Source organism: Kitasatospora sp. NPDC056531 (assembly GCF_042794375.1).
Classification (GTDB): domain Bacteria; phylum Actinomycetota; class Actinomycetes; order Streptomycetales; family Streptomycetaceae; genus Kitasatospora.
On sequence record NZ_JBHTTU010000010.1, the window covers coordinates 27,870 to 41,756 of the forward strand.

12 protein-coding genes are annotated in these 13,887 nt (G+C 71.5%); 4 read left to right on the forward strand and 8 right to left on the reverse strand.

The annotated features are described in order from the left end of the window. Positions 1-72 precede the first annotated feature (72 nt). Positions 73-1,317, forward strand: a complete 1,245-nt coding sequence (locus ACFQ87_RS12505; RefSeq protein ID WP_380610649.1) for a hypothetical protein — start codon at positions 73-75, stop codon at positions 1,315-1,317. Between the two features lie 105 nt (positions 1,318-1,422). On the opposite strand, the gene ACFQ87_RS12510 is transcribed toward ACFQ87_RS12505, so the two are convergent. Then, entirely contained in the window at positions 1,423-1,746 is a 324-nt protein-coding gene (locus ACFQ87_RS12510) for an antibiotic biosynthesis monooxygenase family protein (protein ID WP_380610650.1), read from the reverse strand. 92 nt (positions 1,747-1,838) lie between these two features. Then, positions 1,839-2,243, reverse strand: coding sequence for a cupin domain-containing protein (locus tag ACFQ87_RS12515; RefSeq protein WP_380610651.1), 405 nt, complete (start codon positions 2,241-2,243; stop codon positions 1,839-1,841). 53 nt (positions 2,244-2,296) lie between these two features. On the opposite strand from ACFQ87_RS12515, the gene ACFQ87_RS12520 reads away from it, so the two are divergent. After that, positions 2,297-2,788, forward strand: a complete 492-nt coding sequence (locus ACFQ87_RS12520) for a MarR family winged helix-turn-helix transcriptional regulator (RefSeq protein ID WP_380610652.1) — start codon at positions 2,297-2,299, stop codon at positions 2,786-2,788. A gap of 40 nt (positions 2,789-2,828) precedes the next feature. Further along, a complete protein-coding gene (locus tag ACFQ87_RS12525) occupies positions 2,829-3,827 on the forward strand; it encodes a S41 family peptidase (RefSeq protein ID WP_380610653.1) in 999 nt (332 codons plus the stop codon). On the opposite strand, the gene ACFQ87_RS12530 is transcribed toward ACFQ87_RS12525, so the two are convergent. After that, the gene (locus ACFQ87_RS12530; RefSeq protein WP_380610654.1) at positions 3,824-5,899 is read right to left on the reverse strand and encodes an MFS transporter; all 2,076 of its coding nucleotides are present in this window, start codon (positions 5,897-5,899) and stop codon (positions 3,824-3,826) included. The genes ACFQ87_RS12525 and ACFQ87_RS12530 overlap by 4 nt on opposite strands. Positions 5,900-6,287: 388 nt before the next feature. Between ACFQ87_RS12530 and ACFQ87_RS12535 the strand changes: the two genes are divergently transcribed. After that, positions 6,288-7,397 carry a peptidoglycan-binding domain-containing protein gene (locus ACFQ87_RS12535; RefSeq protein WP_380610655.1) on the forward strand — a complete coding sequence of 370 codons (1,110 nt, stop codon included), beginning with the start codon at positions 6,288-6,290 and terminating at the stop codon, positions 7,395-7,397. A gap of 37 nt (positions 7,398-7,434) precedes the next feature. Here ACFQ87_RS12535 and ACFQ87_RS12540 read toward each other — a convergent pair whose 3' ends face one another. The 5 genes from ACFQ87_RS12540 to ACFQ87_RS12560 all read right to left on the reverse strand — a co-directional run bounded on the left by ACFQ87_RS12540 (position 7,435) and on the right by ACFQ87_RS12560 (position 13,823). Next, on the reverse strand, positions 7,435-8,022 hold the full coding sequence (locus tag ACFQ87_RS12540) for a TMEM165/GDT1 family protein (protein ID WP_380610793.1): 588 nt from the start codon (positions 8,020-8,022) through the stop codon (positions 7,435-7,437). Between the two features lie 235 nt (positions 8,023-8,257). After that, entirely contained in the window at positions 8,258-9,040 is a 783-nt protein-coding gene (locus ACFQ87_RS12545; protein WP_380610794.1) for an ABC transporter permease, read from the reverse strand. Beyond that, complete coding sequence (locus ACFQ87_RS12550; RefSeq protein WP_380610657.1) at positions 9,040-10,650, reverse strand: dolichyl-phosphate-mannose--protein mannosyltransferase; 1,611 nt, start codon at positions 10,648-10,650, stop codon at positions 9,040-9,042. The genes ACFQ87_RS12545 and ACFQ87_RS12550 overlap by 1 nt, the downstream gene beginning before the upstream one ends. A 286-nt stretch (positions 10,651-10,936) precedes the next feature. Beyond that, positions 10,937-12,106 carry an RNA-guided endonuclease InsQ/TnpB family protein gene (locus tag ACFQ87_RS12555; protein WP_380610658.1) on the reverse strand — a complete coding sequence of 390 codons (1,170 nt, stop codon included), beginning with the start codon at positions 12,104-12,106 and terminating at the stop codon, positions 10,937-10,939. A 409-nt stretch (positions 12,107-12,515) separates the two neighbouring features. Continuing rightward, a complete protein-coding gene (locus tag ACFQ87_RS12560; protein ID WP_380610659.1) occupies positions 12,516-13,823 on the reverse strand; it encodes an MFS transporter in 1,308 nt (435 codons plus the stop codon). Positions 13,824-13,887 lie beyond the last annotated feature (64 nt).

The following is a 13,887-nucleotide window of genomic DNA, read 5'->3' on the forward strand; positions in this document are numbered from 1 at the left end:
GTTCAGACGTCCAAGAGATACCGGAGTCTCCGGAACCACCACTGCACCAGCCGTACTTGGGGGGAACCAAGCATGCGTGCCCGTACCGCCACCACCATGGCCGTTCTGACGGCCCTCACCTTGACCGTCCCGGCCCTCGCCGCGTCCCCGGCCCTCGCCGCCCCGGCCGCGACGGCGAGTTGGACCGACGACGTCACCGCCCCGGCCGGCTTCGTCGGGATGAGCCCGACCCGCGTCCTGGACACCCGCACCGCCAACACGCCGTACCACACCGGCTTCACCCCGCTCGGCCCGGGAGAGTACTACCACGCGGTGGTGGACGTGGTCCCGCACGAGGCGACGGCCGTCGTGGTCAACGTGACCGCGACCAACCCCACCGCCACGGGCTACCTCTCGCTCGGCCCCACCTCGAGGCCCGAGGTCGGCGCTCCGGGTACCTCCAGCCTCAACTTCACGCCCGGCCAGACGGTGTCCAACCTGGTCACGGTCGCGCTCGGCCAGGACTCCGTCCGACCCTTCATCAGCGCCTACAACAGCGCCGGGACGACCGACGTCGTCCTCGACGTGGTCGGCTACTACGTGCCCGGCGCGACCGACAAGTACGCCCCCCTGCACCCGACCCGCATCGCCGACAGCCGGACCGACGGCACCGGCCGCCTCGGCAGCTTCGCCACCCGCTCGATCCAGGTCGCCCGGCCCGAACTCGGCGACCAGGACGCCCGTGCGGTGGTCCTCAACGTCACCGCCACCGACGGCACCGCGAACAGCTTCCTGACCGTCTACCCGACCGGCACCGCGCGCCCGTCCGAGGGCTCGAACGTCACCGTTCCGGTCCGGCGCGACGTCGCGAACCAGGTCGTGGTGCCGGTCGGGGCCGACGGGAAGATCGACATCTACAACCACCTCGGCTCGGTCAATGTGATCGTCGACCTCCTCGGCTACTACGGCCCCTCGGGCACCGGGCTGTTCCAGGCGCTCAAGACTCCCGTCCGCCTGAACGACACCCGGACCACGGGCTTCAAGATGACCGGCCCGACCGAGATGGGGCTCGGCATCGAGATGGACCCGAAGGGCGTGGGCGCGGAGGTCAACGTCACCGCCACCAACGCCGACTCCGCCGGCCACCTCACGGTGTTTCCGAGCACGGCCGGGTGGAACGTCCCGAACACCTCCACCCTCAACTACGCCCCCGGACAGACCGTGGCCAACTCGGTCACCACCGGCCTCGACAAGGACATCACCGCCTTCTCCATGGTCAACTCCGGCGGCCCGGCGGACGTCATCACCGACCTGACCGGCTACTTCACCACCGGCTGAGCACACGGGCGCGGGGCCGGTCGGCCCGAAGTGCCTGTCGTCGGGCGCACATGGGGAACGGCGCGCCCCGGAAGACCGGGGCGCGCCGTTCACCATGCCCTGACGTCAGGCCTTCGGGCCCGCCGACTGGACGACCTCGAAGGACCACAGCGTGGAGCCCGAGGCGGCCGGGCGCTTCGGGGCCTCACCCTCGGCGCCGCCCTGGTGGGCCGCCTTCATCGGCCCCTCCATCCAGGCCTGGAAGGACTCCTCGTCACGCCAGCGGGTGTAGACGAGGTACTCGTCGGTGCCCTCGACCGGACGGAGCAGCTCGAACCACTCGAAACCGTCGGAGTTTTCGACGGCGTGCGCACGGTGGGCGAAGCGCTGCTCCAGAGTCTCGCGCTGCTCGGCGGGGACAGTCAGTACGTTGATCTTGACGACGGACATGCCGCTCCTTCTGCTCCGCCGGGGTCCGGGGTGCGGGCTCCGGCTCGGTTGCTGCCTACGGTCAGCAGTCTCCTACACCTCACGCGGGCAGGTCAGGCAACCCACGGCGGGAGGACGCGCTGGTCGTCGCGCGGGGCGAGGGCGCAGGCGCCGGGCGGGGTGACGGCGTCGGGGTTGTAGGCGTGGGAGGGGGAGGTGGAGGCGACGAGGGCGGTGAAGCCGTCGGTGGTGGAGATCCGGCGGGGCGCGTCGGCGGGGAGGACGAGGGTGTCGCCGGCGCCGAGGGTGTGGGACTCCCCGGCCAGGTCCACCGTCACGGTGCCGGCCAGGAAGGTCCAGATCTGCTCGGCGTCCATCGCGTGCAGCGGCCCCTGCTTGTCGGCCGGCATCTCAACTCGCCACAGGGCGAGGGATGCCGAGCCCTGGGTGGGCGAAGCGAAGGTGGTCATGACGGCGTTCGGGGTCTCGGTGCGGCGGGCGCCGGCTGAACGGATCACGGGCATGGCGAAGGAACCCCCTAAGATGGACAATGACGTTGTCTATATAGTCAATGAGGTTGTCTACCGTGTCAACTGAGCCCGCCCCGCCCGGCTTCGAGCTGCCGCTGCGCCTGCTGTCCGCCTTTCGGACGATCATCGACGAGCTGCACGAGCGGATCGCCCGCGAGGGGCACCCCGACCTGCGCCCCATGCACGGCTTCGCCCTCCAGGCGATCGGCCCGGACGGCACCACCGCCGTCGAACTCGGCCGCCGGCTCGGCGTCTCCAAGCAGGCGGCGGGCAAGACCGTCGAGAACCTGGAGCAGCTCGGCTACGTCGAGCGCGGCAGCGACCCGGCCGACGCCCGGCGCAAGGTGGTCCGGCTCACCGACCGGGGGGTGGACTGCCTGGTGCGCTCGGCGCGGATCTTCGACGAGCTACGCGCGGAGTGGTCACAGGCCCTCGGCGAGGAGCACCTCCGGCAGGTCGAGGACGGCCTGCGGCGGCTCGCCCCCGGGGACCCGTTCCGGCTCGACACCCCTCGCTGGTTCGGCGGTCCGTGAGCAACAATCGGGGTGCGTACGGACCGAATGGGGGGATCGGATGAGAGCCCGCACGGCCATCACGGTGGCCACCATCCTGCTGCTCACGGCTTGCTCGTCGACACTCTCGGGCTCCCGGCCGATGTCCCCGCAGGCCCGCACCTACCTGTCCGAGGCGCTGGACCTGCTCCAGCGGAAGTCCCTGAACACCGCGAAGGTGGACTGGCCGACGGTCCGCAGTCGGGCCTTCGCCCAGGCTGCCGCGGCCCGCACCCCGGCCGACACCCACGCCGCGATCCGCACCGCCGTGGCCGCCCTCGGCGATCGGCACAGCCGGTTCTACCCGCCCGGGCAGGCCGCCGCACTCACTGCCGACCCGGCGACCGTCGACGCCCCGACGGTCGCCCAACTGCGCGGCCGCATCGCCCACTTGAGCCTCCCGGCCGTGAACGGCTCGGAGCGCACCTACACCGAGTACGTCACCCGCGGCCGCACCGCGGTCTCGGGCGCGGAAGCCTGCGGCTGGGTGGTGGACCTGCGCCGGGAGACCGGCGGCGGGATGTGGGCGCCGCTCGCCGTCGCCGCGCCGCTGCTCGGCGACGGCCCGCTCGGTGCCTTCGTCACCGCGGACGGCACCCGCAGCACCTGGTCGATGCGCGGCGGCGTGCCGTACCTGGACGACGCCCCGCAGGCCGTACCGGACACCGGCAACAGCACCGCCGCCGTCCCGCCGGTCGCCGTCCTCACCGGCCCGGCGACGGGCAGCGCGGGCGAGGCCGTCACCATCGCCTTCATCGGCCGCCCGGACACACGCAGCTTCGGCGCTCCCACCTACGGGGTGCCCACCGGCAACGACCCGTACCGCCTCTCCGACGGCGCCGTCCTGCTGCTCACCGGCGCCGCCGAGGCCGACCGCACCGGCCGCGTCCACGAGGGCCCGATCGAGCCGGACGAGTTCGTCGACCCCCGCAAGGACGACGACCCGACGCTCGCCGCCGCCGTCGAGTGGCTGTCACGGCAAACGGCTTGCAAGCAGAGCGACAGGAGCGCCGACCGCTAGAACGACCGTCCCTCGCCCTGGTACGGCGGCTGGGGGCCGAGGGGCGGATCCGGGCGGTCGCGCTGGTCGGCGCAGAGGGTGGCGCTGAGCTGGGTGAGCAGTTCGGCGAGGTCCGCGTACCGTTTCTCGTCCCAGTCGCCCAGCAGCTCCGAGAGCTGGGTGCGCCGGGCCTCGACCAGGCGCAGCGCCATCTCCTCCCCCGCTTCGGTGAGGCGCAGCAACCGGCTGCCGGTGCGGGCGGCGAGGCCTCGGCCCTCCACCTCGCGGACCGCCTCCTCGACGGCCGCGATCGGGACGATCCGCCGCTCGGCGAGTTCGGCGGGCTCCACCGAGCCGTGGTGGTGCATCTGGAGCAGTAGCCAGCTGGAGGCGGGCAGCAGGTCGAGCCCGGCGGTGGCGGTGATCCGGCGGAACAGGTCGCGCCGGGCCTCGCGGGTGCTCAACACCGAGAGGGCGCGGGCGATTTCGTCCAGCGAGCTGCGCTCGACCGGGTTGAGGCCGATGGACTCGCTGAGGTCGGGCGCGGTGACCGTGGAGCGGAGCTTCTGCTCGCGCAGGAAGAGCGAGAGGACGAACGCGACCGCCGCCACGGGCACCGCGTACAGGAAGACCCGGGTGATCGAATCGGCGTACGCGTGGTGGACCCCGGCGCGGGCGGCGCCCGGCAGCCGGGTGATCAGCCGGGGGTCGGAGGTGATCGCCTCGACGTGGAAGCCCGGCGGCAGCGGTTGGCCGACCAGGGCGTCGGCGAGCCGGGAGCGCAGGCCGCCGGCGAAGATCGTCCCGAAGACGGAGACGCCGAAGGAGGCGCCGATGGAGCGGAAGAAGGTGGCGCCCGCGGTGGCCACGCCGAGGTCCTGGTAGCCGACCGAGTTCTGCACGATCAGCACCAGCACCTGCATCACCAGGCCCAGCCCGAGGCCGAAGACCAGGAAGTAGAGGCTCATCTCGGCCGTACTGCTGTGCTCGTCCAGCCGGGAGAGCAGTAGCAGTCCGACCGTGGTGACGGCCGTCCCGGCGATCGGGAAGGCACGGTAGTGGCCGGTGCGGGCGACGATCTGGCCGGAGCCGATCGAGGAGACCAGCATGCCGAGCACCATCGGCAGCATGTGGATGCCGGACATGGTGGGCGAGACCTGGTGGACCACCTGGAGGAAGGTCGGCAGGTAGGTGAGCGCGCCGAACATCGCGAAGCCGACCACGAAGGAGATCACCGCGACCAGGCTGAAGGTCTGCGAGCGGAACAGCCGCAGCGGCAGGACGGGCTCCACGGCGGTGCGCTCGACCTCGACGAAGGCGACCAGCAGCACCAGGCCCAGTACGCCCAGGCCGACGATCTGCCAGGAGCTCCAGGCCCAGGTGGTGCCGCCGAGCGAGGTCATCAGCACCAGGCAGGTGGCGACGGCGGCGATCAACGCGGTGCCCAGGTAGTCGATCCGGTGTTCGCGCCGCACCTCCCGCCCGTGCAGCACCGCGGCGATCACCACCAGGGCGACCACGCCGATCGGCAGGTTGATGTAGAAGACCCAGCGCCAGCTGAGGTGGTCGACGAACAGCCCGCCGAGCAGCGGACCGAGCACGCTGGTGACGCCGAAGACGGCTCCGAAGAGGCCCTGGTACTTGCCGCGGTCCCGCGGCGAGACCAGGTCGCCGACGATCGCCTGGGAGAGCACCATCAGGCCACCGCCCCCCAGGCCCTGGAGCGCGCGGAAGGCGATCAGCTCGCCCATGTCCTGGGCGATTCCGCACAGCACCGAGCCGAGCAGGAAGATCACGATGGAGGCCTGGAAGAAGCGCTTCCGGCCGTACATGTCGCCGAGCTTGCCCCACAGCGGGGTGGCGGCGGTGGAGGCCAGCAGGTAGGCGGTGACCACCCAGGACAGGTGGTCCAGGCCGCCGAGGTCACTGACGATGGTGGGCAGCGCGGTGGAGACGATGGTCTGGTCGAGGGCGGCGAGCAGCATCGCCAGCAGGAGGGCGCCGATCGGCACCCACAGGTTGGGGACGGTGGCCTCCGGCGGGCCGGGCTCGTTCGCCGGGCTCCGGTCGGACGCGGCGAGCGGGTCCGTCATGGCGTCTCCACAGGCGGCACGGCCTCTCCGTAGGGTCGCGGGGCCGACGACCGGACGCCCGTCGGATCATCACTCCCGTCGGATGATCACTCCCCGTTCCCCATGCTGGCAGATATGTCCTGGTTTGTTCCGCCGGGTTGAGCCGAACGTAAGCGCCGGGTCCGTCCCTCTCGTTTCAGCGGTTTCCTCGGGAGCCAACCACTCGAACGTAAGCGCCGGGTCCGTCCCTCTCGTTTCAGCGGTTTCCTCGGGAGCCAACCACCACCAACCGGCACAACACCCCCGCCGGAGGCCGGACGCCCCTGTCCACTCTCCGGGACGTCCTGCATAATCAGGCCCGTTCGCGAGACCTGAGAACCGAGGACCGACACCCGAGGAGGACCGGCCGATGCCGGACCAGCACTGCCCGACGTGCGGCATCGCACGCTCAACCGGGTGCGGCTGCCTCCCGGATCCGAGCCTGGACGAGACCACCGTCCTCCCGCACGTCGAAGGCCCGCCGCTGGTCCGCCCGTACGTGCCGCAGTCGGCCGGCCAGGTGGCGGAGGAGCCGCCGCCGGCCGGGGACCCGTTCGCGACCACCGTCCTGCCGCCGGTCCAGCCGCTCCCGCCGGTCCAGCCGGTCCCGCCGGTGCAACCCATGCCGCCGACGCAGCCCATGCAGTCGGCGCAGCCGCCCGTCACGCCCCCGCTCGGGCCGGACGCGGACGCCTACGCGACGACCGTGCTGCCGCCCGTACCGGGCCCCGCGCCGGACGCGTACGCCACCACCGCCCTGCCTCCGGTCCCGCCCGGCGCGGGCGAGGACCTCGGCTACTTCCCGTTCGAGAACCAGGCACCGGAGCCCGGGTCCGGGCCCGTCGGCGGACGGGCCGCACGGCGGGCGGCCGAGCAGTCCGCGCAGAGCCCATTCGCCCAGCACAAGCTGCTGATCGCGGGCGTCGGCGCGGGCCTGCTGGCGCTCACCGTGGGCCTCGCGTACGCCGTGACGCCCTCGTCCGCGCCGAGCCGCCGGGCGGACCCGCTGCCCGTCACCACGCTCGCGCCCGCGCCGTCGGACCCGCCCAGCCAGGCCGCCCCGCCCCCGGCCTCCCCGGCCCCCACCAGCGACACGCCGAGCCCGACCCCGACCCGGACGAGCAGACCCAGTCCGACCCGGACCCCCACGCCCACGCCGACGCCGACCCCCACCCCGACGCCGACCCCCACCCCGACGCCCACGCCCACCCCCACGCCGACGCCGACCCCCACGCCCACCCCGACGCCCACGCCACGGTTGCTCCAGATCGGGATGAGCGGGCCCGACGTCAAGGCGATGCAGCAGCAGCTCTACGCCGCCGGGTGCGGATTCGTCGACAGTTCGATCGTCACCGGCACTTTCGACGACCAGACCCGGTCGACACTCATCAGCTACCAGCGCGCGAACCGGATCAAGGGCGAGAACGGCGTCTACGGCCCCAAGACCCAGGCCGTCCTGACTGCCGACCCCGGCTGCTGAGCCGGGGCGACCGCCGCCGGTCGGGGCTCGCCCCGAATCAGCCGGCGATCGCCCCAAAGATGCTGACGCCCGCCAGCACCACCATGATCCCCGCAGCCACCCGGATGATCAGCTTCATCGGCACGTACTTGAGCAGCTTCTGCCCGCCCACGATGGCGATCCCGCCGACCGCGCAGAGCGCCAGCCAGGAGCCGATGCCGACGGCCAGCGGATCGGCGTACTTGGCGGCCAGGTTGGCGGTCATGATCTGGGTCAGGTCACCGAACTCGGCGATCGCGACGACCACGAAGCTGGCCCCGGCCACCTTCCAGAAGCTGTTCGAGGACGGCTCCTTGGCGGCGTGCTCGTCGTCGTCCTCGCCGCCGTGGAACAGCAGCATCGCCGCGCCGACCAGGAACAGCGCGCCGGTGATGCCCTCCACCCAGCGGTGCGGCAGCAGCGAGAGCAGGTGGCCGGCAGCCAGGGCCAGGCCCACCTGGAGGGCGAAGGCGGCCGCGATGCCCGCGAAGACGTAGCTCGCGCGGTACTTGGTACCGAGCACCAGACTGGCCAGCGCGGTCTTGTCCGGCAGTTCGGCCAGGAAGATGACGCCGAACGTCAACGCGGCAACGGTCAAACTCATCAGAGGAATCCCTCGGTCGGGCTGCCCGGCCTCCGCAGCTCCGTCAGGGGTCGCTTCGGCCCGACAGCACTGGAAACGGTCACAGCACTGCGGCCGAAGGTCTCGCCGGCACCGTCCGTCCGAACCATCCGCATCGACCGGATCGGATGGCTCGCCGAGGTGCCCCGGGCGCCGGGCCCGTGAGGGCCAGTATGTCGACGGTCCGGTGGAGGGCTACTCCCCTTCAACGCGCCCAAGCCTACCCGACGCCGTTGGACGGCCACGCCGTCACCAGTCCCCGCCCGACCAGCTCCAGCACCACCACGATCGCCGTCGCCTCCACCGCCAGCAACCCGATCAGCACGAACAGCTGCACCGCCCCCGCCTGGACGGGCGAGGCGCCGCCGAGCAGCATGCCGACGAAGGCGCCCGGCAGGGTGACCAGCCCGACCGTACGGGTCTGGTCCAGTGCCGGGACGAGCGAGGTCGCGGCCGCCGTACGGCAGATCTCCAGTCGGGCGTCGCGCTCCTCGAAGCCGAGCGCCAGCGCCGCCTCCACCTCGCCGCGCCGCTGCCGCAGCTCGTCCAGGGCCCGCCGTCCGGCCAGCGAGGTTGCGGTGAGCCCGCCGCCGATCAGGATGCCCGCGACCGGGATCACCGACAGGCCCTTGGGCGGCAGCAGCCCGACGACCAGCAGCAGGACGAGCACCGGCAGCACGCCGACGCCGATCGGGGCGGCCGCCCAGACCCAGCCGGGGCCCCGGGTCATCCGCCGCCCGGCCGTGCGCACCGCGACCGCGAACATCAGCAGCACGAACAGCGCCGACCGCCAGAGCGAGCCGACCACCCAGCTGATCACCGCGGCGACGGCGGCCAGCTGGACGACCGCCCGCAGCCCGGCCCGCACCACCGCGTGCCCGTGGCCGAGCAGGCCCCACCCGGCCACCGCCACCGCGGCCAGCAGCAGCGCCGCGGTGACCACCCCGAGCACCGGGGTGACCGGCAGCAGCTGCCCGCCGGACGCCGCCGACGGAACCGGCATCAGATCCAGCTGGTGAACCACATCCGGTCCTGCCAGGACGACATCGGGATCACCTCCGCCGTGTACAGCGGGTAGAAGAAGGCGAAGCAGCCGACGATCGCGAGCACGATCAGCCCGGCGCCGATCGCCCCGTAGCGGCGGCGCTCGGGACTGCTGCCGACCGGGCCGAGGATCGCCCCGAGCATCTGGGCGACGGCCAGGCACAGGAACGGCACCAGCACGACCATGTAGAAGGAGAAGATCGTCCGTTGCTGGTACTGGAACCAGGGCAGGTAGATCCCGGCCACCGCACACAGCACGGCGCCCGAGCGCCAGTCCCGGCGGAAGAACCAGCGCCACAGCAGGTAGACCAGCGCGAAGCAGGCCGCCCACCACAGGAACGGGGTGCCCAGGCCCAGGATCTGCGCCGCGCAGCCGCCGGAGGAGGTGCAGCCGCGCGTCCCGCTCGGGACCTGCTCCCAGTACATCGAGACCGGGCGGCCGTCGACCAGCCAGGCGAAGGGGTTGGACTGGTAGGTGTGCGGGGTGCTCAGGCCGGTGTTGAAGTCGTACATCTGCGAGTGGTAGTGCCACAGGCTGCGCAACGACGCGGGCACCCAGCTCATCGGGACCTGCGGCAGCGGGATGCCGAAGGCGTGGTCCGGGGAGAGCCCGGCGCGGCCGTCGGCCCAGTGCCGGTCGTAGCCGCCGTCGCCGCCCGCGCCGCTGGCCAGCCAGCCGCTCCAGGCGCCGACGTACACCACCAGGGCGGAGCCGACCATGGCGAGGAAGGCCGGTACGGCGTCCCGGCGCAGCATGGCCCGCCACGGGTGGCGGGCTCCGGCGCCGCGGCGGCCGGACTGGTCCCAGAGCACGGTCAGGATGCCGAAGGCGGCGAGGATCGGGGCGCCGTTCCACTTGACCGCGCAGGCCGCGCCGATGAGCACCCCGGCGGCGATCCGCCAGGGGCGCAGCCCGAGGCTCGCCCGGTCGGCATCGGTCACGGCGGCCAGCTTCGCCCGGGCGTGGTCGCGGTCGATCAGCAGGGCGCCGAAGGAGGCGAGCACGAAGAACATCTGGATGCCGTCGAGCAGGCCGACCCGGCTCATCACCAGCTGGAGGCCGTCGACGGACATCAGCAGCGCGGCGGTGCAGCCGACCAGGGTGGAGCCGAAGAGCCGGCGGCCGATCCGGGCCAGCATCAGCACGGTGAGGGTGCCGAGCAGGGCGGTCATGAACCGCCAGCCGAAGGGGTGCAGGCCGAACAGCTGCTCGCCGATCGCCAACACCCATTTGCCGAGTGGCGGGTGGGCGATGAACTCGGGCACGGAGCTGAGCGGGACGGACTGCGGGACGGCCAGGATGTCGGTGTTGGCGTGGTCGGGCCAGGTGCCCTCGTAGCCCTGCTGGAGCAGCGACCAGGCGTCCTTGGGGTAGTACGTCTCGTCGAAGACGAAGGCGTTGGGGTAGCCGAGGTTCCAGAACCGCAGCAGGCCGGCGAACAGGGCGACGGCGATCGGGCCGAGCCAGCCGGAGCGGTCGGCCGCCCAGCGGAGCAGCCCGCCCCGGGCCGGTGCGGGGTCGGCGGGGGCCTGGGCCGCCGGGGGGTGCGTGAGCGCCGCTTGCGTCATAGCCTCGCCGATTCGACTGTCTGCGGGGCCCGCCGGGTACTGCTCCGGGCCCGGGTCTGCTGCCCGGGCTGGGGCCGGGCGGTCAACAGCCACTGACACTATTTGACTCCCGATCTCCCCGGCAATGAATGCCGGGGATTCCCTGTCACGCTGCGCGCGGCATCGCCGCGCGCTGGCGTGACGGTCGGTTCCTGTTTCCTCCCCGTCGCCGGGGGTTGCGCGCGTGCCTTCCGATTTCCGACCGGATGAGGTCTCACAGCGCTCCGCAGGCGTTTACCCAACTCGGTTACCCGGTTGGGGCCGGTACGTCCCCCGGTATGCGGGCGGCGCGCATGAGCCGACCCTCGTCATGCAGGTTCTTGGCCGCGTTGTGGTCGCGGTCGTGGATGGTGCCGCAGGCGGTACAGGTCCACGTGCGGACGTGCAGAGGGAGTTTCCCCGGCCGGTATCGGCAGTGTGAGCAGATCTGTGTGCTCGGGAAGTCGCGGGCGACCTTGGTCAGTGCGCGCCCGTACCGAGCCGCCTTGTACTCCAACATCGTGACGAACCGTCCCCACGCGGCATCGTGCACGGATTTGGCGTTGCGGCCGCGCGCCAGGCCGAGCACGCCAAGGGTCTCCACGGTCACGGCTTGGTTCTCGCGCATGATCTCGGTGGAGAGCTTGTGCTGCCAGTCCCGGCGGGCGTTGGCCGCGTGCGCGTGGGCGCGGGCGACCTTGATACGGGCCTTGTCCTGGTTCCTACTTCCTTTCCGTTTGCGCGACAGTTCGCGCTGTGCGCGCTTGATCTTCTTCTCGGCGCGGCGCAGCCACCGGGGGTTTTTGATCTTCTGGCCGGTGGAGAGGATCGCGTAGTGCGTCAGCCCGAGGTCGACGCCGATCTCCGCTGTGGTCTCCGGCATGGTGGTCAGGTTGTCGGCAGGGTCGGTCTCCACGACGAAGCTGGCGAAGTACCTTCCGGCCGGGTCCTTGATCACCGTTACCGACGACGGTCCGGACGGCAGCTGCCGCGACCACGTGACCTTCACATCGCCGACCTTCGGCAGGCGAAGCTGCCCGGTGCCGGTGATCGACCAGCGGTCCGAGCGGGTGTACCGGGCGGCCTGCCGACGGTCCCTCTTGGACTTGAAGCGGGGCTCTTCGATCTTCGGTCCGGGGCGCTTGCCCTTGATGCTGTCGAAGAAGTTCCGCCACGCCCGGTCCTGGTCTCGCAACGCCTGCTGCAGGACACCGACAGGAGCGCCGGACAGCCAAGCCCGCTCCGGGGTCTTCTTCGCCTGTGTGATCAGCGACTTGGACAGATCGGCGGTCTTTGGGAACGGAAGCCCGGCGTCGTGCGCGTCCCGTCGGATACGCAGCGCATCGTTCCACACCACCCGTGCGCACCCGAACGCGCAGTCCAGCGACTTACGCTGACCCACTGCTGGGTGGATACGGAAGGAGTACCGGAGCTGCACACGATCACCCTACGGCATTTTTTTGATTTATGACCCGATATCAGAATCCCGAAGACCCGCACCGGCGGACACTGCACTTTCATGCTGAATACACATTTGATTCTTTCGTTACAAAGTACTGCCGCAAGCCGTTCGCCAACCGCACTTGAGCCAATCAAAGAGATCATGCGGAGCGTATGCCAGGACTTCGAGACGGAGCCGGTCGAGCACTACTGACGAGCGCAGCGCCTCTGGCCGAGGTCATACTTCGCCGGATCGGTCGGCGGGGCTCCGATATGCGTTCTGCATCAGTACATCGAAGGGCAGAACCACCCTGTGCGATCGATCTGGTGGCGGTGCCCGGGAAGCCAAGCGCGACGGGCGCCGACCAGGTGACCTGGCCGGCGCCCGCTTCCTCACCGAATATCCGTTAGGCGGCGGTCTCCAGCTCCCGGACCGGGACCGCCGTGCGGACCACGGCCGGGGCCGCGTTGTCCTGCTCCGCCGTGAGGTACAGGCGCAGCCGCAGCGCCAGCATGACGATCAGCAGCGTCGAGCCCGCCATGGCCGCCAGGTAGAACGGCCAGGTGCCGGAGCCGACCAGCAGCACGCCGACGGCCGGGCCGACCGCGATGGCGATCTGCTTCACCAGGGCGTACCCGGCGTTGTAGGTGCCGAGCAGCCGGGCCGGGGCGAGGTCCGCGACGATCGGGCCCATGGTGGGCGCGAGCAGCGACTCGCCGACGCCGAACAGGGCGTAGATCGAGACGATCGCGACCGTGGCGGCCATGGTCTCGGTCCGGATCAGACCGGCCACCAGGGCCATCGCCCAGGCGCCGAGCCAGACCAGGCCGGCCGCGGCCATCGCGGTGGTGCGGCGGCGGCGCGCGGTGACGCGCACCATGAACATCTGCAGGACCACGATGGTCAGCGCGTTGGCGCCGATCGCGAAGCCCAGGGTGGACGGCGCGGTGCCGACGGTGTCGGTGGCGAAGGCCGCGACACCGGACTCGAACTGGCCGTAGCAGGTGAAGAAGATCAGCCCGGCGAGGACGCAGAGCCGCACCATCGCCTTGTCGGCGAACAGGGCGCGCAGGCCGGTCGGACCGTCGGCCTGCTCCTGGACGACGCTCAGCCGGACCTTGGGCATCCGGGCGGTGCCGGTGACCAGGGCCAGGCCCAGGAAGGTCGCCGCCTCGATGGTGAACAGCCGGGTGAGGCTGGCCGGGTCGGCGACGTCGACGATCTGCCCGCCGACCAGCGCGCCGATGCCCATGCCCAGGTTGACCAGGGTGAACTGCAGCGCGAAGGCGTGCGAGCGGGTCGCCGCCGTCGAGCAGCGGACGATCATCGTGGCCAGCGCCGGCTGGCAGGTGGTGACACCCGCGCCGAACAGGAAGGACGACACCAGCAGGGCCGGGGTGCCGGTGGCGTGACCGAAGGCGAACGCGCCGGTGGCGGCGAGCGCGGCACCCGCCAGCAGCACCGGACGGGGACCGTACCGGTCGATGCCGCGCCCGGTGAACGGGAGGACGGCCAGCGCCGCCAGCGCGAAGACGGTGAACACCATCCCGGCCGCCAGCGAGCCGAGCCCGCGCACCTGGTCCACGTACACGAACATGTACGGCATCGTGAACCCGCTGCCGAACGCACTGAGCGCGTTGCCGATCTGGACGCGGCGCAGCGGGCCGCCCGCCCCACGTCGCTGCTGCCTCTGCTGCTTCACCGTGCCGGTCACCGTGCACATCCCTTCCAGGTCGTCCGGACTGTCGAGTTGAACTCTTAAGGCCGGAAGATTTCAG

What these genes read in the sequence shown, in the direction of transcription:
- ACFQ87_RS12505 (WP_380610649.1), top strand. Translation starts at nt 73, where the DNA reads ATGCGTGCCCGTACCGCCACCACCATGGCCGTTCTGACGGCCCTCACC.
- ACFQ87_RS12510 (WP_380610650.1), bottom strand. Translation starts at nt 1,746, where the DNA reads ATGTCCGTCGTCAAGATCAACGTACTGACTGTCCCCGCCGAGCAGCGC.
- ACFQ87_RS12520 (WP_380610652.1), top strand. Translation starts at nt 2,297, where the DNA reads ATGAGGTTGTCTACCGTGTCAACTGAGCCCGCCCCGCCCGGCTTCGAG.
- ACFQ87_RS12525 (WP_380610653.1), top strand. Translation starts at nt 2,829, where the DNA reads ATGAGAGCCCGCACGGCCATCACGGTGGCCACCATCCTGCTGCTCACG.
- ACFQ87_RS12530 (WP_380610654.1), bottom strand. Translation starts at nt 5,899, where the DNA reads ATGACGGACCCGCTCGCCGCGTCCGACCGGAGCCCGGCGAACGAGCCC.
- ACFQ87_RS12535 (WP_380610655.1), top strand. Translation starts at nt 6,288, where the DNA reads ATGCCGGACCAGCACTGCCCGACGTGCGGCATCGCACGCTCAACCGGG.
- ACFQ87_RS12545 (WP_380610794.1), bottom strand. Translation starts at nt 9,040, where the DNA reads ATGCCGGTTCCGTCGGCGGCGTCCGGCGGGCAGCTGCTGCCGGTCACC.
- ACFQ87_RS12550 (WP_380610657.1), bottom strand. Translation starts at nt 10,650, where the DNA reads ATGACGCAAGCGGCGCTCACGCACCCCCCGGCGGCCCAGGCCCCCGCC.